A 25,259-nucleotide genomic window follows, 5' to 3' on the forward strand; every position below is an offset into this window, starting at 1 on the left:
TGATTATTTCTGTTCTTAAATCTTGTTTTTTTGGATTCCTAAATCTTTAGGAACCATCGTTTCAAGTTGTAGTTCTTCATCTTCATAATACAGTTTCTTCAAATCAACATCGAAGAATTGTTTCATTCTTTGTTCGGTCATTACTTCAGTTGTTTCTCCAAAAACGATACCTTTTTCTTTTCCAGTAATAATCACATTATCTGAAAGATAAAACGCATGGTTTGGATAATGCGTATTAATAATGCATGATATCCCCTGTTCTTTTGACAGCTTACGTATCGTTTTTAAAATCGTAATTTGTTTTTGAATATCTAAATGAGATTCTGGTTCATCCAGTATTAATAATTCAGGGCCCGATACAAGTGTTCTTGCGATGAGTGCTAATTGTAATTCTCCGCCACTGACCTCGTTACATGACTGATTGGCCAAATGGCTAACACCCACTGTTTCCAGCGCTTCAATTGCAGCCGCTTCATCCTTTTTTGAAGGTTGTGCTAAAGTACTGATAAATGGCGCTCTTCCCATGATCACAAGTTCTAAGAGCGTGTAACCAAAAGTCATTTTTTGAGCTTGAGGCACATAACCAATCTTTTTCCACAATTCCTTTTTCTTCAGGTCATTTAACGGGACATCATCGATAAACGTTTCGCCATCCGTCCAATCTAGCAACCCAATAACACATTTTAACAATGTTGTTTTTCCAGCACCATTAGGCCCTAAAATCGATAAGACCTCGCCAGGAGCCAATTTAAAATTCACATCTTCTTTATATAAATAAGGTTTGTTTTTATAATGAAAGTTGCCTTCTTTTACTTCTAAGTGCATTACCACGAACCTCCCATACGGCGTAATAAGTATGCAAAAAATGGTGCGCCAATAATTGCAGTTAAGATAGATAATGGAATTTCAGTAGCTGTTAAACTTCTAGCCAAGTTATCAATGATTAACAAATATGTACTACCGATAGCAAGTGATACAGGTAACACATATTGATTATTGTTACCTACAAACATACGTGCAATATGTGGGATGATTAAACCAACCCATCCTACGATACCCGCTACCGCAACCGTAGCTGCTGTGATAATCGTTGCACCTGCAATGATTGCCCATTTTAAAGCTACAACAGGAATACCCATAGACTTAGCTTCATCTTCTGGTAATGTGAGTAAATTAAGTCTCCATCTTAGTGTATACAATATGAGCACGCCTATGATGATAATCGGTGCCGCAACATATAAATCTTTATAAGTTGCTGTTCCTAGACTTCCCATTAACCAATACGTGATTGCGGGTAATTTCTCTTCTGGATCAGCTACGAACTTCATTAATGAAATAAGTGCATTAAACAATGCTGATGTAATGACACCTGCGAGCACAAACATAAAGATTGGAGAATTTTTTTGATTTCCTGCTACAAAAAATGTGAACAGTATCGCCAATAGTCCAAATGCTAAAGCTAATATTTGTGCCCCAAAAGTGTTACCAAAAAACAATATACCTAGAGATGCTCCAAATCCAGCTCCTGCTGAAACACCCAGTATGTCTGGCGAAACTAAAGGGTTGCCAAACATGCCTTGAAAACTCGCACCAGAAATAGATAATCCACCCCCTATTAATAGGGCTAATAATATTCTTGGAAAACGAACATTCATCACTACCGTTTCTTGTACTGGTGCCCATGTTTCTTCTATAGGAATAATTTGTGATGTTAAAATTTTAATAATCGTAATAGGATCTATAAAAACTCTTCCTACTCCGAGTGAAATAATTGCTACCACAAGTGGTAAAACAATTAATAATAATATTTTTGATTTCTTCATTAGTTAACTCCTTAATACTTCGCAGCATCAGATGAAGGATGTAAAATAGACTCAACATCTTCGTCTGATAATTTATAGTCGTAAAAATCTTGGTAATATGATTTGATTTCATCTTTCATATCATAGTTGAATTTATCTGGGTGATTATGTTGTGCCATCCATTTAAGCATTAACGGTGCATCTCCGTTTGGTGGGAACCAACGATAGATACCTAAAGGCACCTTATAGACCGCTTTGTCTTTAACTGCTTTTACCTGACTCCAATCTTGACCAGACACTTTGTTTTTCAATAAATCATTAGGTTGGGTCTCAGTGAAGTTTGTAATATAGATTTTATCTGGATTCCATTTATAAATTTGCTCCATATTAACTTCTTTTTGACCATCGACACCATCATCGCCAACAACATCGATACCACCAGTTGCTTCTGTCCATTTTTCACTAAAGAAATTACCGCCACCAACAACAATAGAGTTGTCTGTATGTTGATGTAAGAATAGAACTTTGGGTTTGTCTGATTTTTTCGTGTCTTTTAGGCCATCATCAATCATTTTTTGAGATTTTTCTCCCTCTTTCATAAATTTCTCAGTTCTATCGCTCGTCTTGCCACCTTTAACATCTGAAGTAACTTTTAACCAGCTATTAAATGTAGCTAAAGGATCAGCGTCTTCAACCTTGATTGTTTCTAGTCCCATGGTTGGTATGCCACTCTCTGCAACTTTATCTAAGGTTTTCTCTTCAGTAGCATTTTCAAAGTAGACATCTGGGTTTATTTTAGATAGTTCTTCTATATTCACATCGCCATTTTTCACAAACTCTGTAGACGCTTTTTTTATATCAGGTGATATTTTAGAAAGTATAGAATTTTCTGCAGCGTTATACGCGTTAGGATGTATTCCTTTAATTTCTTTCGTAGAGTTCGTCCCTACAAACCAAGTAGAAAAATATGGCAAGATGCCTCCTACTACAATACTGTCTGGATCTTTTTTAATTTTCACTTCTCGATTTGTTTGATCTTTCACTATTTTTTCTTCTTTCGTTACTTCTTTATCTTCTGAATTCGTAGCTGTCGTATTTGAATTACATGCTGTAAGTAATGTAGCTGATAATACAATCCCAGCTAGGACACTATATTTTTTCTTCATTGATTATCTCCTGTTCTTAGCCATTGTCCTAAACCATGTAAAAATGGCTTAGCTTGATTAATAAATCCAAGTCCAATATGAAACATTGGGTCTAACGAAGTTACGATTAACTCGCCATTGAAATTGACATCATCAATATAAAAAATCGACCGTCCATCTGGTGTATTTAATAATGATTTCGCACCATTTGGTGGATCGAACGTGCCGTGATAATGCCACTTCATATCATCCACTTTTAAGTATTCATATAGACTATGCGTTTGATAATCAGGATTTAACGGTAGGTCACCGTTGGGTCGGACCCACCAACTGAAATTCACTTCAGAATCTTCCCAATGTACGTGAGGAAACCACTGATCCAATACTTCTCCAAAAATCACTAGCCGCTTACCTAGTTTTAAAAATTTTAAAAATAATTGTCTATGTTGTTTCAATAATTGAATATCTAAGCGACACGATAATAAAATCGTGTCATAGCAACTTAAGTCGTATGAACTTAATGTTCTAATATGTATTACGTCATTATATAAATACTTAAATTCCTGTTCTTCTAAAAATCTATTTTGGTATGGTGTCCCATTAACAATCAAAGCAATATTCAATGTTGATATTCCCCCCTAATGTTCGATGCTTCTGTGCGTATAGCATTCAACATCTGTAGCCCTACTTGATTTGAAGTGTTGTCTTCATGTGTATAGATACGGTACATATCAGTGCCTGCACCTGCATATATCGTGCCTTTATGTGTTCGATCTACATAAACAATAGGTTGTTGTTCTTGATCCGTAATTAATACTTTTGCTTGCTCTGGAACCGTTTCAAAATAACCTCTTGAAAAGAAACCACGCACACCTCGTCTATATTCCAAATCTTTTACTTTAATATTTTCAAAAAGCCCATTATCGGTTGCTTTCATTTCTAACGCTCGATCTTTTAATGGAATGGGAGACCTTTTCCAAGTCGATACACAATTCAACCAAGGTAAAGATTTCTCCACTAATGTGAAAATCACTCCACCTTGGTTGATATAGTCATTTAATATGTCGTCTTGTGCCAATAGATAAGGTTCATCGATATGGTTTGAAATAATCACGCCATCAAATGTATTTAAATTGGTGTTTGGTAAGTCATATACATTTAAAAACACGAGTCCTCTTTGACGATCTAATTCTGTAAGTCTCGAAAATTGGATGTCTATTGCTAAATATGCGATTTCATTCATTTTTCTACTTCCCTTGCTAAATTTTATATTTATGCGTATTTTATAATATATAAACCATTTTACCGATAATGATTCTCAATTTCAATTAAAACTTTGAAATTGAATTTAAATTTAAAAATTAATTATCATCAAAATGTTATTTCAAAAAACAAATTAATTATAAAAGGATGTTTTTAATGACTTATTTAATCGGTCACATCGACCCTGAGCATGCATTTGGCATTAACAAAGAAAGTGATATAGACAAAGAAATCATTGTAGAGTATATACCTCAATACGAATTTCATAAATTAGACATTTTTAAATTTGACGCAATTATCATTCCTAATTTTGTAGATCAAGAATATTTGTATCGTCATAAAGGTTTGATAAACGATTATTTGAACACTAAAAAAATCATTGTCTTTTTTGGACACTTATTTAAACCTTGTTTGCCGAAAACTGCTTTGTTTATGCCTGAGCACATTCATCATTTCAGTGATTATTCGCTAACTCCAAAGCATGACTCTTCTATATATGCCAATGTCAAAACTGACGATATGACATTTAATAAAGGGGTAGCTGGTTTCTTTGCAAGAGGCCATTACCAAACGCAACCTGAACATGAAATACACCTAACCTTTCAAAACGGACATGTTGTAACCTACGTAGATAGAATATCAACAGAAGGGACACTCTTTATGCACGCGGGCCGTTCACTTTTAGGATACAAAGCGCAAAATAAAACAACCGATTATATTTCTGGTCAATTTATAACTTGGTTAAAACAAGAAATAATATCATTACAAGGAGGAAAAATTAATGAATAAAATAGGTGTTATATACTCTGGAAATGAGTCACATTATCGTACATTTCATGAACCTAAGTTTCATCAATTTATAGACCAATTAATTTACCATCCAGGTTTTTTAGAAACAGACATTAGTCAGCTTGATATATTAATCGTGCCTTCACAGCTAAACCAGCCCTTATTATTAAAAAGTGTCGACAAAATTCATGATTTCGCACAATCTGGAGGCACTGTTGTCGCATTTGGACCACAACCCCACGACTGGTTACCAAATCAAAACTGGGAATTTAGACCTACTAATTTTTGGTGGTGGTTAGAAGAGAATGCTGATAGTGGTTTGCTTTTATCCGCACCGAATCATTCATTATTCGCACGTTACCTTACGCTAAATGATTGCACGTGGCATCAACATGGTGTGTTTTGGCCACCAGAAGATGCTGAAATATTAATTGCCTCAAAAAATGGCGGTGCTGTAATGTACGAACAAAAATCCAAGCAATATGGTCATTGGATTATTACAACGCTAGATCCGGATTATCATTTTGGCTCATATTTCATGCCAGCTACAGAAAAATTTCTTGAAGGCTTTTTTCCATACTTAGCTTATGAATAAATTTTTATAAATAAGAAATAAAACCATAATATTAATGACAATCACTTAGTTTATACAAAAATGATGGCTTCTACTTTATTTCACGTAGAAGCCATCATTTTTTTAGTTACAGTTGTTTTATATTTCCCAAGAAATAATGATGATAATGCTATGCATATTTATTCTAGAATGCTGCGGTCCATCCACCATCTGCTGTGACGATTGTCCCATTGATAAAACTCGAATCATCAGAAGCTAAAAATAATGCTACTTTAGCAATTTCCTCTGCTTGCCCTGTTTTAGGTATCGCACTTTGTGCAATTTTTGTACGTTCAGCTCCAAAATGGTTAATATTTTTCATTGAATCAGATATATTTGTTTCAATTGCTCCTGGCGCAATTCCATTACAACGTATACCTTTTTTAGCATACATAAATCCAGTGTTTTTGGTAAGTCCTACGAGTGCATGTTTAGAAGCACTATAAATAGCGCCCGCATGTGCACCATTTAATCCTCCTGTAGAAGTCGTATTGATTATAATACCTTTTCCTTTTTCCAAGAATATTGGTATCGCCTTGCGCATTGCTCTCATTGCACCTTTAGTATTAATATCAAATATTAAATCCCAACGTTCATCCAAAATATCTCCCACAGGTTCAAAACCATCCATAACACCCGCATTATTGACTAGTATATCTAAAGTACCATAGGATTCTATGGTTGTATCAATCATATTATCGATATCTTCTTGCTCAACTATGTTTACCTCAATGGCTTGAGCAACGCCATTATTTTCATTAATTTCTTTTGACACTGCTTCTGCTTTTTCTAAATTAAGATCAGCTACAATAACTTTAGCGCCTTCTTTAGCATATAATTCGGCAATTGCTTTACCCATGCCAGATGCTGCACCTGTGACAATCGCTACTTTATCTTTTAATTTCATAATATTCAGCCCCTTTATTCAAATGATTTCTTAATTTTATTGGTTTTTTAATCCAATAAGATAGAATTAAACTAATAACGACTATGATGATACGTATATGAATTGCATCAACTAGTGTAAATATACCATTTAAAAACCCTTTTAGCTCCAAAAATGAATCTGTTGCTTTCAATTGTCTTATAACAAATAGAACCAGTGACATGATGGTACGAATCTTCCGCCATAATTGATACAATTATATATTAGTTAGTTGAAAAAACAGCTAAACTTCATTTCAATAAATTTTAATTTTTCATATTACTCAGTACAATAGAAATATGAATCATTTAACACATTAAAGGAGAATACAATCATGAAACTAGATGAATTTCACATTGGCGAAACATTTACGACTAAGCCATATAAAATAAGCGAAGAAGCAATTACGGATTTTGCTAGTGAATTTGATCCACAATATATGCACCTAGATAAAGAAAAAGCACAACAAGGCAGATTTAATGGTGTCATCGCTTCCGGTATCCAGACACTAGCCATTTCTTTTAAACTATGGATTGAAACAGGCAAATACGGAGAAGATGTCATTGCAGGTACACATATGAATAATATTAAATTTATCAAACCAGTATTTCCGGATGATGAATTACATACTGTGATAAAAGTTATTGATAAAAAGGCTGGTAAAAGAGACCAAGGTTTACTTACGGTATTAATGACAACATTTAATCATGAAGATGTTAAAGTATTTGAAGGCGAACTCACGGCACTTATCAAACGTTAAAACGCTCTTGTTAATAAATTATTCTATTTCATCTCAATTGATACACAAGTACTTCGTTATGCTTGTAACATCATCAGTATAATTTAATACTACCGCCATCTACCATAACCGTTTGTCCCGTGATATATTGCGCGTCTTCACTCCCTAAAAATACTGCTACTGGACCAATATCTTTTTCAACATCTCCAAATTTTTGCAATGGAATGCCTTGGACCACCTTTTCATAATATTCAGGGTTATCTTTACGCCATTGATCAACGCCTTCAGAATAAGCGATTGGAGATATGATATTAGCATTAATGCCAAATTCGCCAAATTCATTAGCTATTACACGTGTAATACCACGTATCGCCTCTTTGGCTACAACATATGCACCTTGATGCTTATCCCCTTTTACAGCGGCGCCCGAACCAAAGTTTATAATATTACCTTTTGTTTCTTTCAAATAAGGTATAACCATTTGGCATAAATAAAATGTCGCATAAAATCCAGTATTCAATGATAAGTTCAAATCTTCTTCTGTAATATCTAAAAAAGACTTCATGCGAGATGCGTGTGCATTATTAACTAATATATCAATTTTTCCATAGTTTTCTAGCGTAGTATCTACACATGCTTGCAATGAATCTTTATCTGTTAAGTCTGTCTTAATAAATAACGTTTCATAACCCTGACTGTTTAGTGTTTCACTCAATAATCCCCCTTTTTCTTCAGCGATATCAGCGATAACCACTTTCGCATTTTCTTTAACATATGCCTTCACAATTCCAGAGCCAATACCTCCTGCGCCACCAGTCACAATTGCTACTTTACCATCTAATCTAGTCATTAAAATCACCTTTTCATTTTTTAATATTAGAATATTTTCGCTCTTTCTTTTGTACGTATAAAATCTTATTTATTCAATTGTTTGACATGACTATAAAGTTTTTTCTGAATGTTAAGTAATTCCGTCACTTCTTCATCATTTAATACTGAATAAATTTCATTTCTCATTTTTTGACCTTGTTTTTGAGCTTCTTCTAATAAATCCAGTCCTTTTGCAGTAATCGTAATTAAAATGGAACGTCTATCCTCTTCTTGATGTGCCCTTACTACGTAGCCTTCTTTAACGAGTCTGTTTGTTAAACCGGTAATTGCACCTGAAGTATAACCAAGCGACTGCGCAAGCGCGGATGGCTTCTGCGCACCATGCTCTTTAAGTTTAGATAAGGCAATAATTTGTGAAATATTAACATTCATATTAAATTGTTTCATAAAAAGTGTCATTGTCGCGTCATTAAATAACTCAGCATTATGAATCAGTTCGAAAAAGTTATTCTTTTCCATGATATGCCTCCTTAAATACGTTGATATAATAATAGTATATACAAAATTAGTTTAGCAGTAAAATACTTAATGCTAAACAGTTAACTTTTAATGTATTTACTGTTAAATTATATAATAATAGTGAATTGATCATGGGAGGAAGTTAAATTATGAAAAGATTAGACAATAAAGTTGTAATTATTACTGGCGCAGCACAAGGTATGGGGAAAATGCACGCTGAAAAAGTATTGCATGAAGGTGCAAAAGTTGTGATTACTGACATCAATGAAACACTCGGTCAAGAAGTTGCACAAGAACTTGGGGAAAATGCACTTTTTATTAAACATGATGTTTCTAATGAAGCAGATTGGCAAAATGTAGTAGATACAGTAATCAAAAAATGGGACAAAATAGACGTCTTAGTAAATAATGCTGGCATTACTTATAACACGCCTATAGAAGAACTCAGTTTAGAAAGTTATATGAAAATTGTAAACATCAATCAAGTGTCTGTATTTTTAGGTATGAAATCAGTTGCTTCAACTATGAAAGCGCAACAGCACGGTTCAATTATAAACATATCTTCTATGAATGGACTTGTTGGTGGTGCAATTGGCTACACAGATACGAAATTTGCAGTTCGCGGCATGACTAAGGCTGCTTCAAGAGATCTTTCACCCTATAATATACGTGTGAATTCAGTACATCCCGGTGTAATTCAGACACCTATGATTGAACAAGAAGGTGTTAAAGAAGCAGTCGAACAATTCGCGAAGACCATTCCAATGCGTCGTGTAGCTCTGACTGAAGAAGTATCTAATATGGTCATCTTTTTAGCTTCAGATGACGCCAGTTACTCTACAGGTTCTGAATTCGTCATCGATGGCGGTCTTACTGCGTTATAAACAACTTAAGCAAACCAAATATTTCAAACAACAAAACCCCCTTCGCAATACCATTTAAATGGTTGTGAAGGGGGTTTATAATAATTCATACTATCTATTGAAATCAAATTACTAATTATATTTTTTTAGGTTCTACGTAAGCGACAAAGTTTTCAGCATCTTCTTTATTTAAATCTGTTAAAGAAAATGTGCCAATGCTAAAGCGCATCGTTAATACATTACCGTCTAATTCGATATTTTCAATTTCGTCATATCTAATGTTTCTATAGTAAAACTGGCCGCCCATATCAACATTTAATATAAGACGTTCATTTGTTGCGACATAAGCCGCTTCGTATACTTTTATTTCTCCTTGAACAGGGTATTCCATATTTCCTAAAACGGAAGGCCCTTGTTTCTCAGTTGGAAATAAATCTTCTGGATTAATATTATCTAATATCATTCGATTACCTACCTTTTCAATTAGTCTGCAACTTCTAAGTCTACAGTATTAATATCAATACCTAAAGCATCTGCTACACCTTGACCGTAAGCTGGATCCGCTTTATAACAATGTCTAATATGACGGTGTTTTAGTGGGTCAGTAACTGGGCCCATTTCATTAGCCGTATTATTAAATAATATTTGTTGTTTATCAGGTGACATTCTACGGAACAATTCACCTGGTTGTTCAAAGTAATTATCATCATCTTCACGATAATCATATTCGAACGCTTGGCCTTGAATGTCTAAGCCTGGTTTTTTGTGTTGCGGTTGGTCTTCAAGCGCACCGTTACTATTTGGATAGTAGTGTGTTTTTGAACCTTGGTTATCATCTAAAATACGCATTTGTCCATCTCTACTAAATGGACAGATATTTTCTACACCTACACCTTTAGGTTGGTTAACAGGAATCTGCCAATGGTTTACACCTAAACGATATCTTTGTGTATCGCCATATGAGAATAGACGCCCTTGTAACATTTTATCTGGTGAAAAGTCTAGACCTGGAACGATGTTTGTTGGTGCAAATGCTGCTTGTTCAACATCTTGGAAATAGTTTTCAGGGTTTCTATTTAATTCAAACTCTCCTACTTCGATTAATGGGTATTCGTCTTTATACCAAACTTTTGTTAAATCAAATGGATTATCTTTATGATTGCGTGCTTGTTCTTCAGTCATTACTTGGATGTACATTTTCCATTTAGGGAAGTTACCTTCTTCAATGTTTCCAAATAAATCTCTTTGAGAAGACTCTCTGTCATTTGCTATAACTTGTGCTGCTTCTTCAGGTGAATAGTTTTCTATACCTTGTTGTGTTCTGTGGTGGAATTTAACCCAAACACGCTCACCTTTATCATTGTACATAGAGTATGTGTGAGAACCAAAGCCATGCATATTTCTGAAACCTTTAGGAATACCACGATCTGACATCACTATCGTAATTTGATGTAACGCTTCTGGTAATAATGTCCAGAAATCCCAGTTTGCTTGAGGGTCTCTCATGTTTGTTTTTGGATTACGTTTAACAACATGGTTTAAACTTGCGAATAATTTAGGGTCTCTGAAGAAGAATACTGGTGTATTGTTACCAACTAGATCCCAGTTACCTTCGTCTGTATAAAATTTCAATGCAAACCCACGAATATCACGTTCTGCATCAGCTGCACCACGTTCACCTGCTACTGTTGAAAAGCGAGCGAACATTTCTGTTTCTTTGCCAACTTCAGAAAAAATACTTGCACAAGTGTACTGTGTAATATCATTTGTTACTTTAAATGTACCAAACGCACCAGATCCTTTTGCATGCATACGACGTTCCGGAATAACTTCTCTATCGAAGTGTGCCATTTGTTCTAAGAAATATATATCTTGCATTAAAAGCGGACCTCTAGGGCCTGCCGTCATACTATTTTCTCTATCTCCTACTGGTGCACCAAATAATCCTGTTAGTTTTTTACTCATTATATTATCTCCTTTAATTTACCGCAGTTAAGTGATTCTTTTCTTTATAATTATTGATGACTGCATTTGCAATGCTTTCAATAAACAGTTGATTTGAGCCAGGCATTTCAGCTCTATAATAATTACAACCTAAATCATCGCAAACTTTTTTACATTCATAATCGTTATCATATAAGACTTCTAAGTGTTCACATGTAAAACCTAATGGAACGTATATAAAGTTTTGATAATCATATTGTTCATGTAATGTTTGAGTCAAATCTTGCACATCTGGTCCAATCCAAGGTTCCCCAGTGTTACCTTCAGATTGCCAACCGTTAAAAACATGGTTATGTCCAATTCGTGATTGGATTAACTGTGCTGTTTCTTCAAGTTGACTTGGATAAGGATCATTATGTTCCAATATTTTTTCTGGAAGACTATGCGCCGAAACGATAATTGCTGTTTTTTGATGCGCTTCCTCAGGTATTAAATTCAATTGTGTATTTACTGAATCAACCCAATACTGAATGAATTTCTCTTCTTTATAAAATTGATCCAATGTCGTTACTTTAATATTTTTCTCATTTGCATATTGAGATGCGCGCTGGTTATACATTTCTACTGAAAATGAAGAATAATGCGGCGTTAAAACTACGCTGACGATTTCGTCTATGCCTGCCGCACTAATGTCATCTATCGCATCTTCAATAAATGGATGTATATGTTTCAAACCTATATATAATTCATAGCTTATGTCACTCGTCATTGAGTTAAGTGTATGACATAATGTTTCAGCTTGTTTTTCAGTCGTTGTTGCTAAAGGTGATACGCCACCAATATATTCATATCTATCTTTCAAATCTATGTATGCTTCATGGCTTGGTTCGTGTCCATGTCTGATATGCGTATAGTAAGGTAAAATATCTTCTTCCTTATATGGCGTACCATAAGACATACATAATAATGCTACACGTTTCATGTTAAGTGCACCTCCACTAACTTGCTCTTCTTTACAATAATTATCTATTTGTAATTATTATAATCTATTATAACGTAAAAATGATTAAAGTCTATATTTAAATATTTAATATATCATTTGAATTGATAATACATACTTATAAGTGATAATGAATTATGCGTTTTCATTATTTTTATTACTATTAAATAGTAAAATAACACTTCACTTTCTTGCAATAATCTATATTTTATATATTGGTAGTGTACATAATAAAGGCCTGCCTCACACCAAACAATTTAACACGAGTTGAACATCTGAAGACCGTGGCTATACCCTTGGCAAGCGAGTGTGAAATAGTATTTAATATGGCAAAAAAAGAGCTGCCAACAATTTGGCAACTCTTTTTAGTGATTATATTCAATTCACATCACGATTCATCATTATACAAAATCATTTTTATTATAGTCATTATATATCTTTTTCGTTAAATCCGACCGCACCTATGACACATAGTATAATAAAAATAAGCATAAGGCTGATTATCGGCCCACTTGTAAAATCATCTATAGGCAAACTTGGTATATGCTCAAATGGTGTGATATCTTTCATCCAATCTTTCACATTCAGTAAAGTACCTAAATAATTCACTAAAAAAGTATAAGCGAGATAAGCATAGACTAAAGTCGTTAACTTTATGCCCCATCCAATTACGACAGTTCCTATACCAACAAAACTCAGTATGGCTGGTATATAGACAATAGCCGATTGAATGACCATGTTAAAGTCGAGTGGTGTATCCATTGAATAGAATTGGCCAACATACAAACCGAGTCCTGCGACAAAAATCATCACTACCGCATTCACCACACTGATAATTAGAAAACTCAGTAAGTACTTGATACGCGAAAGCGGATTGGCTAATACAAGCATCGCGTACCCTCTATCTATCGCTTTCTTTATTTTAAATAAACCTAACAGCGTAGGCACCGTACTGATTATTGCCATCACCAACATTAATTGCGGTAAAAATTGTTTGACGTAATCTCCATTTGGATTTTCTAACATAGACAGTAATAATGGATTATCTTTAAAAAAGTCGTCTAAATTTCCAAAAATAGAGCCATATGATAATCCAAGTATAAATAATCCAATAGCAAAATATATAAAACTCATTTTTTGTAATCTGATTTGTAAACCTAGTGGAGACTTCATGTACCACTTCGCATGTTGGCTCCCTTTTTTCTGTGGTAATAATTTAGCATCGATATCACGCAAACCATTTAACACAAAGGCAAATATAGCAATGATAACTGTAAGGCCTAAAATGCACCACACCGGCCACCAATGATCTTCTGAAAATGCATACGTTCTAGACAACCAGCCCATCGGTGAAAACATAGATAGCGTCTCATTGGCTACATCTCCAAACGCTCTAATCAAATACATAATGAGCAATAAAGCGATACTCACACCAGTCGTCTCACTACTAGATGATACAAATTGGGCAACGAACATGGGCAACGCAGCAAACATCATACCAAATACACCTAAAGCTGAACTATATAAAAATGCACCTACTAAATCTATACCCTCAACGTTTAACGACGCTAGCCCTAAAGTGAGTAATATGATTAGGCTGACATTAAGTAATAAAGTCTGAATTAGATGCCCCATCAAAGGTGCTTGTTTACCAATTGGCAATGCAGTTAAAATGATTATTCTACCGTCTTCTTCATCGCCTCGTGTGTCTCGAGATACTATTAAAATATTCATAATTGCTACCATTATTGCTGTGAATAAAGTCATTTCATGCGTAAAAAGCACGCCAATATTTACATCATCAAAATCAGCCGGACCAAGCATCGCTTGCATCGCAGGATTTTTTGACATCTCGATGATAGGACTCATCTTAGATTGACTCGGGTACATCGACTCAAAAGCAGGTGGAATCATTAACGTTAAAGCAGTTAATAAAACCACCCATAAAATCATTTTTTTACTATTTCTTTTTACATAAAAATAAAATAACTTTGAGGTTTGGTAAAATGATTGCTTCATATCATTCACCTACTTCATCTGTGGTTTCATAATATCGTTTAAATATTGCTTCTAGTGTTGGTGGCGTAGATTCTAATTTTTTAATTTCAAAGCGGCTTAGATATTCAATGACAGCAGAAATTTTATCTGAATCAACTTCAAAATAATATGTGTTGTCTTCTTGCCTCACATTATGCACACCTGTCACTTGTGTTAACGCGCCTAATTGCTGTCCACTTTCTACGGTGAATTGCATGCGTGTAAGATGGCGCATCTCATCTAAAGTCCCAGAAGTTATCATCTTCCCTTTACGGATAATACCTACGCGATCGCACAATTTTTCTACTTCACTTAAAATATGACTTGAGAGTAATACACTTTTGTTATTATTTTTAATGTCTCTTATACATTCTTGAAAAACCTCTTCCATTAGAGGATCAAGACCAGAAGTAGGTTCATCTAAGATATATAATTTTGCATCAATACTAAACGCAGTAATTAACGCTACTTTCTGACGATTTCCTGTAGAATAAGCACTACATTTTTTAGTAGTATCTAATTCAAAGCGTTTAATTAATTCATTTTTTCTATCGTAATTTGCTTTAGGATGAAGACTAAGAAAGAAATCAATAATTTCTCCACCAGTTAAATTTGGCCAAAAATTGACATCGCCAGGCACAAAAGCAAGATCTTTATGCACGGCTACTGCATCTTTCAGCGCATTTTTGTCAAAAATTTCAATAGTACCTTGCGTTGGTTTCAACATACCTAATATTGCTTTGATTGTCGTTGATTTCCCAGCCCCGTTTGGTCCAATAAACCCATAAACTTCACCCTCATTGAGTTCTAAATCCACACCATCTAAAGCATAGAATTTACCAAAGCGTTTTGTTAAATTATGAATTTTAAGTAGGGTCATACACACCACCCTTTACATGATTTATAACAGTCCTTTAACTCTAAAATCAGTAACAATTAAAATGATATTGCCTTCTTTCATTTCTGCCTCACAATGATCTGCATCACTAGAAGGCACACCTAATATGCTAAGCTTTTCTCTTAATTCTTCAGCTTTCGAATCAAAATCTTCATCTATATCAACTTTATTGTAATCAACTGCTGTAACTTTTATATTTTCAGTGACCTCTGCAGTTCGATCTTTATCATCTGATAGCACGTATATATCTTGGCTACCAATACCTCGATCTTTTAAAGCCTTCACATCCGCTACTAAAGCCGCGTCATTTGTATAAGGTTTTACAACCGGTGCCATAAGAATCCTCCCTTTCCAATACTTCAACTTATTAATATATTAATTTTTTGTCTTAATCATTAAACTGTTATATCGATTTTCAGTTATATAAAAATAAGTATCCTCTAACATTAAATCGAACAATTCATCTCTGACCATGTCATCTGTCATTTCAAATTGCGTTTCAACCTTTTCTTGCGCTTCATCTTCAACAAAATTAACTTGATCTTTTCTTACATCTACTGTCTTACGTTTATAAATGAGTTCGAGATGCGCACGCCCTTGATGTATTGCTTCTAAGTTATCTATCTTATAGGCACTTTGTACAAATTCTTCAATTCGTCTTTCTCTGTGACGCTTATCTTTTGAAGCTTTAAAATCCTTTGTATACTTTAGCTTAACAAGTAAGTAAATGACTAATATGAAAAGTATCGTTACAAGAAATAGTAGCGTAGCCATACATACTCCCCCTTTATTCGTGTGAATTTTCAATTCAAGTTATCTTTTTCCAATATTATAGTTAATTTTCCCTTTGAAAACGCTTTTAAACACTTTTAAAATCTAAAAATTAACTTTTATTGTTGTAAAAAATTATTATTAAGATTTTATATTTATTTACTAATACGATCTGATAATATATCTAAAGTTTAACTTCTATAAAAAAGGCAAAATATATAGTATGTAAGAATTATGAAGGGTGATATATAATGCTTTTACAAGAAGAAATTAATAACTTGGAACAATTCGATGGTAAGTCACAAAATCAAAAAGTATTCTCAATTTATTTAGATACCAGTCCCGAACAAGGAACAAAGTGGAAAATTGAATTAAAAAATGCCTTGAAAGACTTATCAGACAAAACAAAAAGCAGTGACAATCACGAAGAAAAAAACCAAGCAAAAGATATTATCAATAAAGTAGAAACTGAAATACAAGGCGCTGAACCTAATTTAAAAAGAGGTCTTATTTTATTTATGACTGCCGACGAGTCATTAAGGTTCGAAAAACACGTTAACATTTCTATAAAAACAGAATTTAAATGGGACACAAAACCCAAATTAGATCAGCTCAAATCATTACAACAAAGCTATCCTTACACTGGTATTTTAGTTTTACAACAAGACAAAGCACGTGTGATTGAAACTGAAATTGGTACAATTGTAGACGAAGATTATTACACTCTAGATTTAGATACTAATGATTGGAGAGAACATTCCGGACCACAAGGCGATGATTTAACTCAAGGTGGCGCGCAAAGAGATGAATATAAAGAACGTGTGAAAGCTAATCAAGAGCGTTGGTTCAAAAGTTTAGTCGCTACTATTGAGAAAAATGCTAAGAAGAAAGGCTGGCACCAACTCTATTTAGCTGGTGAAAAAGAAGAAGTAGAAAAATTAAAAACGATGTTCAATCGTAACATTGACCAAGTCACACCAAGTAATATATTAAATTTAAATGCAACAGAAATTATAAACAAAGTAATGGAAGAATAAATTTCAAATCATGCTAGTCACAATATATCAAAACACCTGAATATGTACTGAATTTTAAAAGCTGTACTTTGCTTTAGCATATAATTTTAAAGGCTTGTTTCCTAATTTTTGTAGGAGACAAGCCTTTAAATTTTGTTTTGATTTGTTCATTGTTATTGCAAATTTATTAAATTAAAAATAGCAGTGATTTGAGTCGACTTCTAACTCGTTAATAAAGCACTAACCGAAGACTACAAGCTGAGACTGTGTCCGCGGAAAGCGTGCACAAAAGAACTGCTAACAAAGTAGAAGTCGTTGTCGACAACCTGATAAAGAGGTGTTTTTACACATGGCTAGTAATGTCACCTATCATTTTTAGTTGTAGTTGAAGTTGCATTACCCAATTTCAAAGCTTGAAGCATAATCCCTATAATGAGTATGCTACCTATTGTATCTGTAAAAAAGTGTGCACGTAGATATATTCTAGAAACGATAATCGAAATGATCAATAATACGCATATGAGCGTTAGCCATTGATTATTTTTCAACAATAATATGAGACTCACCAGTAGACAGACACTTAACACGTGCATACTTGGAAAACTATAGCCATCTATACTGATATCAGGTCTTGGTCGTTGAATAATATATTTAAAAAATGTACCTATCAACAAAACACTGAAACACCAAAATCCATACCACCAAAACTTAAATTGATTATAAAAAAATACGAGTGTTAAAATCATCAATATCATGATTAAACAGTGCAACGGCTCAAATATATTAGAAATTATTTCAAGATATACAACGACACTATTAGAGTTAATCGTTCCATGTAACCATTGATAAATAAAATTATCTAATGGATCAGTTAAATCTATATGTATACATATCATGAGTATCAATAAGCACAAACTTATTAAAATCATTTTCAAATAGTCTCTCACTTAGTTTAATTTCCTTTCATTATTAATTCTTCTAGCTACTGCTAATAGCGTTCCATAGGCAATGCTTATGCTCAATATAGATGATCCACCATAGCTTAATAGCGGCAATGTTACCCCCGTTAAAGGAATGATGCCAGAGACTCCTGCTAAATTAATGAACACTTGCATAAATAAATAACTTACGACACCGACGCAAATTAATTTATAAAATTGATTTGTGGTTTTATTTGCATATATAAGTCCTTTAACTAATATAAAGCCATAAATCAGTAATATAAATAATACGCCCAGTAAACCTAATTCCTCTGAAATAACCGTGAAAATAAAATCAGTATGTGGTTCTGGTAAATACCCTAATTTAGCAATACCATTACCTAGACCTTTGCCAGTAAATCCGCCATTTCCAATTGCTGTTAAAGCACTCGTAAGTTGATACCCATCATCTTTTTCGTATTTAAATGGGTCGAGCATGACTTGAATACGTCTTAATCTGTAAAGGTTTTTAGCATCAAAAATCAATGTATAAATACTATAAAATACAATTGGAATCACTGCGATTGCCATGATTTGAATTTTTACCTTATTTTTTAAATCTGAATAAATCAGTATGCAAGCAATAATCGCTACTGTTAATAAAGTACCGCCCAAGTCCCCTTGCATTAAGACAAGTAATAAACTTATCCCGATGATGCCTAGTGGTGGAATGAGATGTTTCAACTGATAATCCCTTCGACTCGATACACGTTGGTTAATCACATAGGAAAGGTAAAAAATTGAGGTTAGCTTTAAAAATTCTGAAGATTGAATACTAAACAAACCTAAATTAATCCAGTTTTTGGAACCGTTGATTTCCTTACCAATTAACACAGTAATTAGCAATAGCAACAATGTACCTAACACCATCATTTTCTGTACATTGTTCTCTTTAAAAGCGTTAATGTTAACGAAACTACCAATAAATATAATAATAACTACACCCAATACCAAAAAGAGCAATTGTCTTTTCATAAAATAATTACTTTCGATAGGCACACCGCCTGTTAATGCGCCTTTAGATGCAGATACCATACTCGCACTGTAAACCATCATTACACCTATAATACCAAGTATGATAAAACAGAGAATCATACTAAAATCCAAACCTTCTAAACGCCTGCACGCCAGTGTTAAAAATCGCTTCATGACTTCACCTCATTATGACTGATAGACTCCAGTAAAACATATTTTTAACATGTCCTCAATCATACTTTAGGCTCACCTAATACTTATTTGAACACATGTATTTTCATATTATTAAATATACTGTTTTAAATAATATACATTGTGCTACTTTTCATCTTGTGATAAACTCTATTAACGACTTAACATGTCTATAATAACCATTATATAAATGAATGATTTTTTTATAATAATTTCACTCAACAAAGGAGTTTTAACTTGAATAAAGACCGTTTTGATCAAATTGCTCAAAAGTACGATGGCCCGAGTAGAATACATCTTGCCGATACAATTGCAGCCGAAGTGAATAAGGTATTCAAAAACACTTCATATCAGTCACTATTAGATTATGGTGGCGGCACTGGTCTAGTAACATTAAATATAGAGCGTCATTTTGACGAAGTCACAATGATGGATGCTGCACCTCAAATGATCAAGGTGTTTGAAAGCAAAATTGCTGAACTAGGCAAAACAAATATTCACGCATATGTAGGTGACATTCTTTCGGATGAAACACAGATTAACGCTACCTATGATGTAGTTTTCCTTTCATTAGTACTACTTCACAGCGGTGATTACAAAGCATTATTAACAGCGTTACGTGCGAAATTAAATCCTGGTGGTCTGCTCGTTCTTGTTGATTTTAATAAGAATGAAAATGTATATCATCCAAAAGTCTATAATGGCTTTGAACAAACGGATATCCAGCAACTATTTACTGAATTAGGTTTAACACATGTCCAATCACACACATTTTATGAAGGTGAAAATATATTTATGAATAAAGATGCGAGTTTATTTATTGCATCTGGCCGTTCATAATTTGTTATACAAAAAAGAGAACTTCCAGCTATTGGAAGTTCTCTCAGAACGTAGACCATCTTTGTTGATTCATTTCTTTATTTAACACTTATTAGAAACGGAAGTTCTCTTTTTGTTAATTCAGTTATATCTTCGTTTTAGAAAATGGCAGTGATTTGGGCTGACTCCTGCGGGGAAAGCACTAGTCGAAGACTACAGGCTGAGGCTGTGCCCGCGGAAAGCATGCACAAAAACTGCCAATAAAGTCAGAGACTTTAAGAGCACTTCCAACTATTGGAAGTTCGTTTTTTTATGATTGCATCACTGCTTTTAAATTTTCTTTTTCAATATCTGACAAAAAGGCATATTCGATTGCTCTTAAGTTGATAAATTCAATCTGTTCGACTGAAATCAATTGATGTTTCATTAATAACGCATACTCTTCATTTAGTGAAGTTTGAGTGACCGTACGATTATCCGTGTTAATAATAAAAGGTATATCCTGCTCTAGCAAATAAGGTATGTTTAATTCTGTTAAATCTTTTATCGCTTTCGTTTGAACATTACTTTTCGGACACATTTCTAACATCACATTGTTTCGCTTTATTTCTTGTAACGCAGCTTCATTTTCATTAATGGCAACACCATGACCCACACGTTTTGCGCCTAATTTAATAGACTCCATAACATTATGCATACATCCACATTCACCAGCGTGTAAAGTGAGATTAAACCCTTTATCTAAACCGTATTGAATTGTGGTACGAATATCTTCCGGTGGAAATGCTGCTTCCGGACCTGCAAAATCAATCCCACGCACCACTTCACTATCTCTCTGCTCAAGATAATCGAAAAGCGCTTCATTCACTGTAGCTTCATGCTGTCTCATTGCACAAACCAATAAATTAATTTTGATATCCATCGTTTCTGTTGCAAGTTGGACGCCCGCTTCGACTGCTTCCAATACGTCTGCTAACGACAAGTCGTGTTCAGTATGCAATAACGGTGCAAAGCGAATTTCTATATACTTTATATTATCTTTACTCGCTTGTTGCGCAACATCTAAGACAGCTCTTTTGAGGCTATCTTTGGTCTGCAACACTTTTAATATTTCATCAAAACACTGCAAATATTCATCCAGACTTTCACAATTTTCACTTACGAGCAAATGGGATTCTTTTAAAACTATATTTTGTTCATAAGCAAGTTGCTTGATTAACGCTATACTTGTAGAACCATCGAGATGACAATGAAGTTCTATTTTAGATATATCTTGTATGGTTTTATTCATGTCCGAAACCTTCCTTACTTCCAATATGTCACTATAATTATATTTTGCTGTAGACACAAAGAAAGATTTTATTAGAAATTAATTCATATACTATAACATGATTATTTTAACATGACCATAAAACCCTCTACATTAAAGACAGATGCTAATCAATTAAAAATCATGCCCTTTAATTTATTATAGTTTTCCAAAATAACCCAAAATTGTTAATGTTATACCTAAGCCTATAAAGCACGTGAACAATATAAGTACAATCACTTTGAACTCTAGCATAAAATAACTTCTATCTTGTCCTTTATTTACTAGGAAAACACCACAAAACACTACTAAGATCAATATAATAAGCAAACTATAAGCAATTATATTTAAGATTTCCATCCATATTCCCCTTTCGTGTTTTATCTTTATTAAATACTTAAATCAACACACCACAAGATTTAACTCATCTATCTAAATATATTGATACAGCTTCAAATAGTTAATAATTTTATTTACAGATTGCTCGATACTATCTTTTTCTGTATCTATGACTATTTCTGGTGTTTCTGGTGTTTCATAAGGTGCACTGATACCTGTAAATCCAGCAATTTCTCCACTTCTAGCTTTCTGATACAACCCCTTAGGATCTCTCGCTTCACATTCCTCGAGACTGCATAATGTATGCACTTCTATAAATTCGTCCTTTTGTAATAAGCTACGTACCGTGTCACGATCCGCTTGATAAGGTGAAATAAATGCAGAAACAGTGATTAACCCTGCATCTACCATTAACTTTCCTACTTCGCCAATCCGTCTAATATTTTCTGTACGGTCTTCTGGACTAAACCCAAGATTATTGTTAAGTCCATGTCTGACATTATCTCCATCTAATCTATACGTATGTATCTGGCGTTGAAACAATGCTTTTTCTAACGCAACAGACACCGTCGATTTACCAGACCCTGATAATCCAGTAAACCAAATCAATACACTTTTGTGGTCGTTACGGCGTTGTCTTTCTTCTTTTTTAACTTCGGATTCATGCCATGTAATATGTTGAGATGTGTTCATTCACTTCACTCCTTTAAATTATTGCTCTTGCAAGCCTTTAATCAATACTTCTGCTACTTCTGGTCTTGAAAATGCCTTAGGTAGTGATTCTCCATTTTTAAGCTTTTCACGAACTTTTGTACCACTCAAATGTAAATGTGAGGAAGCGTCATGTGGACATGTTTTTGCAGTCGCCATATTTTCACAAGTTTTGCAGTAAAACGCATGTTCGAATTTCAAAATTTGTATTCCTAACTCTGCTTCATATTTAGAAATAAGCTCTTGTGCTTCATAAGTACCATAGTAGTTACCTACACCAGCATGATCGCGTCCAACAATAAAATGTGTACAGCCATAATTTTTTCTTACTGTCGCATGTAATATTGCCTCTCGTGGACCAGCATAGCGCATTGCCGCAGGATAAATGACTAAGCGTGCTTTATTTTCCGGGTAATAATTATTAAGAATGACTTCATAACTCTCCATGCGTACAGCAGCTGGAATATCGTCAGATTTTGTCTCTCCAACTAATGGATTCAATAATAGTCCATCAACAGATTCTAAAGCTGCTTTTTGTATGTACTCGTGTGCTCTATGTACTGGATTTCTTGTTTGGAATCCTACAACTGTCTTCCAATTCAAGTCATTAAATAATTGTCGCGTTTCAGCCGGATCTAAATGATAATCTACAAAATCGTCATGCTTTGGTCGATCTAGTAAATAGATTGGTCCAGCAAGATAGACATTCCCTTTTTCATATACTTTCTTCACGCCAGGGTGGTCAATGTCTGTAGTACCATATACACGTTGCGCTTCTTTCTCTTTGTCGTACGTATATTTTTCCTCTAATTCAAGTACGCCATATAAATGCTCGTCTTCACCATATAATGCGACACGTGTTCCTATCTCTAGTTGCTTTGCTTTATCTTCAGTTACAGGTAAAGTGATGGGAATACTCCACACTAAGCCATTACTTAAATGTAAGTCTTCTACTACATTTGTATAGTCTGCTTCATTCATAAATCCTGTTAACGGACTGAACCCACCAATACCAATAAGCTCTAAATCTGACAAACTCCATGGATTCAGTGTAATAGTAGATAATGATTTCGACTCGGCCAATAATTCCTTTTTTAGTAAGTCACTCACTTCTCTGTTAATGAGTTTCCCACCATGTGCTTCAATCGTATTTGCAATTGATTCTGTTGTTAATGTCATACTTATACACTTCCTTTATGTTTTAATCTAGTTCATTCGTGTTTGCTTTATTTTTAGAAATTGAAAATGATAATTTTTTATTTTGATATAACGCATAAGTAATTAAAATAATCCAAATGACAATAAGCGATACTTTAATTGTTATGGATATTACTGGTGTTGGGTCAAAAACGCTGATTAAAGAACTACTATTAGTAAAGATAATCAAACCACTTACGCAAACCGCTAAGATATTCACCGGTAAAATTTTAACAAGCCAAGCTGCGAAAGGTGCTGCAATCAACCCTCCAATACTCAATGAAACCACTAAACCTAAATTAATCTGACTCCAACCTAAAAAGATAATAAAGCTAATTGATGCTGAGAGTGCCACGAAAAATTCACTCGCAGACACGGTACCAATTGCATATCTTGGCTCTAACTTTTTTTGAGCTAATAACAATGGTGTGTTGACTGGCCCCCAGCCCCCGCCACCAATTGAATCAAGGAAACCTGCAATTGCGCCTTGTGGAATCATAGCGTAACGCCCTATTTTACTTGCATCTTTTTGTACTTGGTTGTCTTTTTTAAATAAAAATTGGTATAAAATGTAAAAACCCATAGTTAATAAAAACACAGCAATAAAAGGCTTAATTAAATTACTATGTATATGACTTAAAAACGCCGCTCCAATAAATGCTGTAATTGCGCCTGGAATTGCTAATTTAATCATTGTCGGCTTGTGCACATTTTCAAACTTCCAGTGTGCTGTGCCAGAAGCAGCAGTTGTTGCAACTTCAGCAAAATGAATCGTTGCAGATGCGATTGCTGGCGCTATACCGAAAGTTAATAATATTGAGGAAGAAGATGCACCGAATCCCATACCAAGGGAACCATCTATCAATTGTGCGAGAAATCCTGCAAGTGCGAAGATAAATAACTTATACATGTGTCATACTCCTTCCGAATTGTGTTTAATTCAGTGAATCAAGCCATTTAACCACATCTCTTTGGTTATCTTTTTCCAAATAACAATCTGCTAAAATTGATTTCAAAAATCTTTGCTTTTCTAATGAAGATAACGAACTCCGTTTAACGCGTTGTCTACATTCATATAAGAAATTTACATACACTTCATAACGACTCGTAAACTGTTGTTGAAATTCAGCGAGAATTTGTGCTGTAAGCGCTGGGCTTGCACCGTTTGTAGAAATACTTAATGTCAACTTGCCACGTCGTAATATGCTTGGAAATACCACATCACCTGAGGTCGATGCTCCAGCCATATTTATCATTGCGTGACTTGGTTTATGTTGCAATACACATTGATTTGTAGATGCGCTATTTGTCGCTACAACAATGAAATCTGCCTGCTGGATATCGTTAATTTCAAATAATTTTTCACTCCATTTTATTGCTGAGTGTTGAACCATATCTTTCAAATTTTCAGTAATAGTGGGGCTAATCACATGAATGTCTTTGGCATAATTGACTAAAGTATTCACTCTTCGTTCTGCAACTTTACCCCCGCCAATTACAAAGACTTTCTTATTTGAAATATCAATCATGAGTGGAATCAATGGCATTATGTCACTCCTTACTATCTTGAGTACTTAAGACT

At 34.1% G+C, this 25,259-nt stretch carries 29 protein-coding genes; 6 read left to right on the plus strand and 23 right to left on the minus strand.

Annotated features, from left to right (window positions below; genetic code table 11):
- Nucleotides 1-15 precede the first annotated feature (15 nt).
- The 5 genes from AST02_RS00295 to AST02_RS00315 are packed head-to-tail and all read right to left on the minus strand — an operon-like array spanning nt 16 to nt 4,190.
- On the minus strand, nt 16-825 hold the full coding sequence (locus AST02_RS00295; RefSeq protein WP_069814846.1) for an ABC transporter ATP-binding protein: 810 nt from the start codon (nt 823-825) through the stop codon (nt 16-18).
- Nucleotides 825-1,823 carry a FecCD family ABC transporter permease gene (locus AST02_RS00300; protein ID WP_002511943.1) on the minus strand — a complete coding sequence of 333 codons (999 nt, stop codon included), beginning with the start codon at nt 1,821-1,823 and terminating at the stop codon, nt 825-827. Before AST02_RS00300 ends, AST02_RS00295 begins: the two co-directional genes overlap by 1 nt.
- 11 nt (nt 1,824-1,834) lie before the next feature.
- Entirely contained in the window at nt 1,835-2,968 is a 1,134-nt protein-coding gene (locus AST02_RS00305; protein ID WP_069814848.1) for an ABC transporter substrate-binding protein, read from the minus strand.
- A complete protein-coding gene (locus AST02_RS00310; RefSeq protein ID WP_069814850.1) occupies nt 2,965-3,570 on the minus strand; it encodes a hypothetical protein in 606 nt (201 codons plus the stop codon). The genes AST02_RS00305 and AST02_RS00310 overlap by 4 nt, the downstream gene beginning before the upstream one ends.
- Nucleotides 3,567-4,190, minus strand: a complete 624-nt coding sequence (locus AST02_RS00315) for a hypothetical protein (RefSeq protein WP_069814852.1) — start codon at nt 4,188-4,190, stop codon at nt 3,567-3,569. The genes AST02_RS00310 and AST02_RS00315 overlap by 4 nt, the downstream gene beginning before the upstream one ends.
- A 176-nt stretch (nt 4,191-4,366) precedes the next feature.
- Between AST02_RS00315 and AST02_RS00320 the strand changes: the two genes are divergently transcribed.
- Nucleotides 4,367-4,999: a hypothetical protein gene (locus tag AST02_RS00320; RefSeq protein WP_069814854.1), complete on the plus strand. Its 633-nt coding sequence runs from the start codon at nt 4,367-4,369 to the stop codon at nt 4,997-4,999.
- Nucleotides 4,992-5,594, plus strand: coding sequence for a hypothetical protein (locus AST02_RS00325; protein WP_069814856.1), 603 nt, complete (start codon nt 4,992-4,994; stop codon nt 5,592-5,594). The genes AST02_RS00320 and AST02_RS00325 overlap by 8 nt, the downstream gene beginning before the upstream one ends.
- Nucleotides 5,595-5,757: 163 nt before the next feature.
- Here AST02_RS00325 and AST02_RS00330 read toward each other — a convergent pair whose 3' ends face one another.
- A complete protein-coding gene (locus tag AST02_RS00330; RefSeq protein WP_069814859.1) occupies nt 5,758-6,519 on the minus strand; it encodes an SDR family oxidoreductase in 762 nt (253 codons plus the stop codon).
- A 352-nt stretch (nt 6,520-6,871) separates the two neighbouring features.
- Here AST02_RS00330 and AST02_RS00340 point away from each other — a divergent pair, with 352 nt between their 5' ends.
- On the plus strand, nt 6,872-7,297 hold the full coding sequence (locus AST02_RS00340; RefSeq protein WP_069814863.1) for a MaoC family dehydratase: 426 nt from the start codon (nt 6,872-6,874) through the stop codon (nt 7,295-7,297).
- A 73-nt stretch (nt 7,298-7,370) separates the two neighbouring features.
- Here the strand turns inward: AST02_RS00340 and AST02_RS00345 are convergent, their stop codons facing one another.
- Both AST02_RS00345 and AST02_RS00350 read right to left on the minus strand, forming a co-directional pair.
- Nucleotides 7,371-8,126 carry an SDR family NAD(P)-dependent oxidoreductase gene (locus AST02_RS00345; protein ID WP_069814865.1) on the minus strand — a complete coding sequence of 252 codons (756 nt, stop codon included), beginning with the start codon at nt 8,124-8,126 and terminating at the stop codon, nt 7,371-7,373.
- Between the two features lie 65 nt (nt 8,127-8,191).
- Nucleotides 8,192-8,626 carry a MarR family winged helix-turn-helix transcriptional regulator gene (locus AST02_RS00350; RefSeq protein ID WP_069814867.1) on the minus strand — a complete coding sequence of 145 codons (435 nt, stop codon included), beginning with the start codon at nt 8,624-8,626 and terminating at the stop codon, nt 8,192-8,194.
- 149 nt (nt 8,627-8,775) lie between these two features.
- Here AST02_RS00350 and AST02_RS00355 point away from each other — a divergent pair, with 149 nt between their 5' ends.
- Nucleotides 8,776-9,510, plus strand: coding sequence for a glucose 1-dehydrogenase (locus tag AST02_RS00355; RefSeq protein ID WP_069814869.1), 735 nt, complete (start codon nt 8,776-8,778; stop codon nt 9,508-9,510).
- Between the two features lie 115 nt (nt 9,511-9,625).
- Here the strand turns inward: AST02_RS00355 and AST02_RS00360 are convergent, their stop codons facing one another.
- The 7 genes from AST02_RS00360 to AST02_RS00390 form a co-directional block, all read right to left on the minus strand.
- Nucleotides 9,626-9,952 carry a PH domain-containing protein gene (locus tag AST02_RS00360; RefSeq protein ID WP_069814871.1) on the minus strand — a complete coding sequence of 109 codons (327 nt, stop codon included), beginning with the start codon at nt 9,950-9,952 and terminating at the stop codon, nt 9,626-9,628.
- 20 nt (nt 9,953-9,972) lie between these two features.
- Nucleotides 9,973-11,454, minus strand: a complete 1,482-nt coding sequence (locus tag AST02_RS00365; RefSeq protein WP_069814873.1) for a catalase — start codon at nt 11,452-11,454, stop codon at nt 9,973-9,975.
- Between the two features lie 13 nt (nt 11,455-11,467).
- Nucleotides 11,468-12,415 (minus strand): ferrochelatase, encoded by a 948-nt coding sequence (gene hemH / locus AST02_RS00370; protein ID WP_069814875.1) that lies wholly within the window; start codon nt 12,413-12,415, stop codon nt 11,468-11,470.
- A 447-nt stretch (nt 12,416-12,862) separates the two neighbouring features.
- Nucleotides 12,863-14,452 (minus strand): ABC transporter permease, encoded by a 1,590-nt coding sequence (locus AST02_RS00375; protein WP_069814877.1) that lies wholly within the window; start codon nt 14,450-14,452, stop codon nt 12,863-12,865.
- A 1-nt stretch (nt 14,453) separates the two neighbouring features.
- Nucleotides 14,454-15,350: an ABC transporter ATP-binding protein gene (locus tag AST02_RS00380; protein ID WP_069814879.1), complete on the minus strand. Its 897-nt coding sequence runs from the start codon at nt 15,348-15,350 to the stop codon at nt 14,454-14,456.
- 21 nt (nt 15,351-15,371) lie between these two features.
- Nucleotides 15,372-15,704, minus strand: coding sequence for a general stress protein (locus AST02_RS00385; RefSeq protein WP_069814880.1), 333 nt, complete (start codon nt 15,702-15,704; stop codon nt 15,372-15,374).
- Between the two features lie 39 nt (nt 15,705-15,743).
- Nucleotides 15,744-16,142: a hypothetical protein gene (locus tag AST02_RS00390; RefSeq protein WP_069814882.1), complete on the minus strand. Its 399-nt coding sequence runs from the start codon at nt 16,140-16,142 to the stop codon at nt 15,744-15,746.
- Nucleotides 16,143-16,390: 248 nt separating this feature from the next.
- On the opposite strand from AST02_RS00390, the gene AST02_RS00395 reads away from it, so the two are divergent.
- A complete protein-coding gene (locus AST02_RS00395) occupies nt 16,391-17,176 on the plus strand; it encodes a VLRF1 family aeRF1-type release factor (RefSeq protein ID WP_069814884.1) in 786 nt (261 codons plus the stop codon).
- Between the two features lie 341 nt (nt 17,177-17,517).
- On the opposite strand, the gene AST02_RS00400 is transcribed toward AST02_RS00395, so the two are convergent.
- Together AST02_RS00400 and AST02_RS00405 are read right to left on the minus strand one after the other, a co-directional pair.
- Nucleotides 17,518-18,084 (minus strand): phosphatase PAP2 family protein, encoded by a 567-nt coding sequence (locus AST02_RS00400; protein WP_069814977.1) that lies wholly within the window; start codon nt 18,082-18,084, stop codon nt 17,518-17,520.
- An 18-nt stretch (nt 18,085-18,102) separates the two neighbouring features.
- Nucleotides 18,103-19,284 carry an FtsW/RodA/SpoVE family cell cycle protein gene (locus AST02_RS00405; protein ID WP_069814886.1) on the minus strand — a complete coding sequence of 394 codons (1,182 nt, stop codon included), beginning with the start codon at nt 19,282-19,284 and terminating at the stop codon, nt 18,103-18,105.
- 255 nt (nt 19,285-19,539) lie between these two features.
- Between AST02_RS00405 and AST02_RS00410 the strand changes: the two genes are divergently transcribed.
- Nucleotides 19,540-20,142 (plus strand): class I SAM-dependent methyltransferase, encoded by a 603-nt coding sequence (locus tag AST02_RS00410; protein WP_069814888.1) that lies wholly within the window; start codon nt 19,540-19,542, stop codon nt 20,140-20,142.
- Between the two features lie 289 nt (nt 20,143-20,431).
- On the opposite strand, the gene add is transcribed toward AST02_RS00410, so the two are convergent.
- The 6 genes from add to AST02_RS00440 all read right to left on the minus strand — a co-directional run bounded on the left by add (nt 20,432) and on the right by AST02_RS00440 (nt 25,224).
- On the minus strand, nt 20,432-21,412 hold the full coding sequence (add, locus tag AST02_RS00415) for an adenosine deaminase (RefSeq protein WP_069814890.1): 981 nt from the start codon (nt 21,410-21,412) through the stop codon (nt 20,432-20,434).
- Between the two features lie 177 nt (nt 21,413-21,589).
- Entirely contained in the window at nt 21,590-21,790 is a 201-nt protein-coding gene (locus AST02_RS00420; protein WP_069814892.1) for a hypothetical protein, read from the minus strand.
- Nucleotides 21,791-21,862: 72 nt separating this feature from the next.
- On the minus strand, nt 21,863-22,462 hold the full coding sequence (gene cysC / locus AST02_RS00425) for an adenylyl-sulfate kinase (RefSeq protein ID WP_069814894.1): 600 nt from the start codon (nt 22,460-22,462) through the stop codon (nt 21,863-21,865).
- Nucleotides 22,463-22,480: 18 nt separating this feature from the next.
- Complete coding sequence (gene sat, locus AST02_RS00430) at nt 22,481-23,659, minus strand: sulfate adenylyltransferase (protein ID WP_069814896.1); 1,179 nt, start codon at nt 23,657-23,659, stop codon at nt 22,481-22,483.
- Nucleotides 23,660-23,681: 22 nt separating this feature from the next.
- Nucleotides 23,682-24,587 (minus strand): sulfite exporter TauE/SafE family protein, encoded by a 906-nt coding sequence (locus AST02_RS00435; RefSeq protein ID WP_069814898.1) that lies wholly within the window; start codon nt 24,585-24,587, stop codon nt 23,682-23,684.
- A 25-nt stretch (nt 24,588-24,612) separates the two neighbouring features.
- Nucleotides 24,613-25,224 (minus strand): NAD(P)-binding protein, encoded by a 612-nt coding sequence (locus AST02_RS00440; RefSeq protein ID WP_069814900.1) that lies wholly within the window; start codon nt 25,222-25,224, stop codon nt 24,613-24,615.
- Between the last annotated feature and the right edge of the window lie 35 nt (nt 25,225-25,259).

Source organism: Staphylococcus equorum (assembly GCF_001747895.1).
In the GTDB taxonomy this organism is placed as follows: Bacteria; Bacillota; Bacilli; order Staphylococcales; family Staphylococcaceae; genus Staphylococcus; species Staphylococcus equorum_A.

What these genes read in the sequence shown, in the direction of transcription:
- AST02_RS00330 (WP_069814859.1), bottom strand. Translation starts at nt 6,519, where the DNA reads ATGAAATTAAAAGATAAAGTAGCGATTGTCACAGGTGCAGCATCTGGC.
- AST02_RS00385 (WP_069814880.1), bottom strand. Translation starts at nt 15,704, where the DNA reads ATGGCACCGGTTGTAAAACCTTATACAAATGACGCGGCTTTAGTAGCG.
- AST02_RS00390 (WP_069814882.1), bottom strand. Translation starts at nt 16,142, where the DNA reads ATGGCTACGCTACTATTTCTTGTAACGATACTTTTCATATTAGTCATT.
- AST02_RS00355 (WP_069814869.1), top strand. Translation starts at nt 8,776, where the DNA reads ATGAAAAGATTAGACAATAAAGTTGTAATTATTACTGGCGCAGCACAA.
- AST02_RS00395 (WP_069814884.1), top strand. Translation starts at nt 16,391, where the DNA reads ATGCTTTTACAAGAAGAAATTAATAACTTGGAACAATTCGATGGTAAG.
- AST02_RS00405 (WP_069814886.1), bottom strand. Translation starts at nt 19,284, where the DNA reads ATGAAGCGATTTTTAACACTGGCGTGCAGGCGTTTAGAAGGTTTGGAT.
- AST02_RS00315 (WP_069814852.1), bottom strand. Translation starts at nt 4,190, where the DNA reads ATGAATGAAATCGCATATTTAGCAATAGACATCCAATTTTCGAGACTT.
- AST02_RS00360 (WP_069814871.1), bottom strand. Translation starts at nt 9,952, where the DNA reads ATGATATTAGATAATATTAATCCAGAAGATTTATTTCCAACTGAGAAA.
- AST02_RS00320 (WP_069814854.1), top strand. Translation starts at nt 4,367, where the DNA reads ATGACTTATTTAATCGGTCACATCGACCCTGAGCATGCATTTGGCATT.
- AST02_RS00305 (WP_069814848.1), bottom strand. Translation starts at nt 2,968, where the DNA reads ATGAAGAAAAAATATAGTGTCCTAGCTGGGATTGTATTATCAGCTACA.
- AST02_RS00440 (WP_069814900.1), bottom strand. Translation starts at nt 25,224, where the DNA reads ATGCCATTGATTCCACTCATGATTGATATTTCAAATAAGAAAGTCTTT.
- AST02_RS00375 (WP_069814877.1), bottom strand. Translation starts at nt 14,452, where the DNA reads ATGAAGCAATCATTTTACCAAACCTCAAAGTTATTTTATTTTTATGTA.
- AST02_RS00345 (WP_069814865.1), bottom strand. Translation starts at nt 8,126, where the DNA reads ATGACTAGATTAGATGGTAAAGTAGCAATTGTGACTGGTGGCGCAGGA.
- AST02_RS00420 (WP_069814892.1), bottom strand. Translation starts at nt 21,790, where the DNA reads ATGGAAATCTTAAATATAATTGCTTATAGTTTGCTTATTATATTGATC.
- AST02_RS00400 (WP_069814977.1), bottom strand. Translation starts at nt 18,084, where the DNA reads ATGATTTTAATAAGTTTGTGCTTATTGATACTCATGATATGTATACAT.
- AST02_RS00380 (WP_069814879.1), bottom strand. Translation starts at nt 15,350, where the DNA reads ATGACCCTACTTAAAATTCATAATTTAACAAAACGCTTTGGTAAATTC.
- AST02_RS00365 (WP_069814873.1), bottom strand. Translation starts at nt 11,454, where the DNA reads ATGAGTAAAAAACTAACAGGATTATTTGGTGCACCAGTAGGAGATAGA.
- sat (WP_069814896.1), bottom strand. Translation starts at nt 23,659, where the DNA reads ATGACATTAACAACAGAATCAATTGCAAATACGATTGAAGCACATGGT.
- AST02_RS00435 (WP_069814898.1), bottom strand. Translation starts at nt 24,587, where the DNA reads ATGTATAAGTTATTTATCTTCGCACTTGCAGGATTTCTCGCACAATTG.
- AST02_RS00300 (WP_002511943.1), bottom strand. Translation starts at nt 1,823, where the DNA reads ATGAAGAAATCAAAAATATTATTATTAATTGTTTTACCACTTGTGGTA.
- hemH (WP_069814875.1), bottom strand. Translation starts at nt 12,415, where the DNA reads ATGAAACGTGTAGCATTATTATGTATGTCTTATGGTACGCCATATAAG.
- add (WP_069814890.1), bottom strand. Translation starts at nt 21,412, where the DNA reads ATGAATAAAACCATACAAGATATATCTAAAATAGAACTTCATTGTCAT.
- cysC (WP_069814894.1), bottom strand. Translation starts at nt 22,462, where the DNA reads ATGAACACATCTCAACATATTACATGGCATGAATCCGAAGTTAAAAAA.
- AST02_RS00295 (WP_069814846.1), bottom strand. Translation starts at nt 825, where the DNA reads ATGCACTTAGAAGTAAAAGAAGGCAACTTTCATTATAAAAACAAACCT.
- AST02_RS00350 (WP_069814867.1), bottom strand. Translation starts at nt 8,626, where the DNA reads ATGGAAAAGAATAACTTTTTCGAACTGATTCATAATGCTGAGTTATTT.
- AST02_RS00325 (WP_069814856.1), top strand. Translation starts at nt 4,992, where the DNA reads ATGAATAAAATAGGTGTTATATACTCTGGAAATGAGTCACATTATCGT.
- AST02_RS00340 (WP_069814863.1), top strand. Translation starts at nt 6,872, where the DNA reads ATGAAACTAGATGAATTTCACATTGGCGAAACATTTACGACTAAGCCA.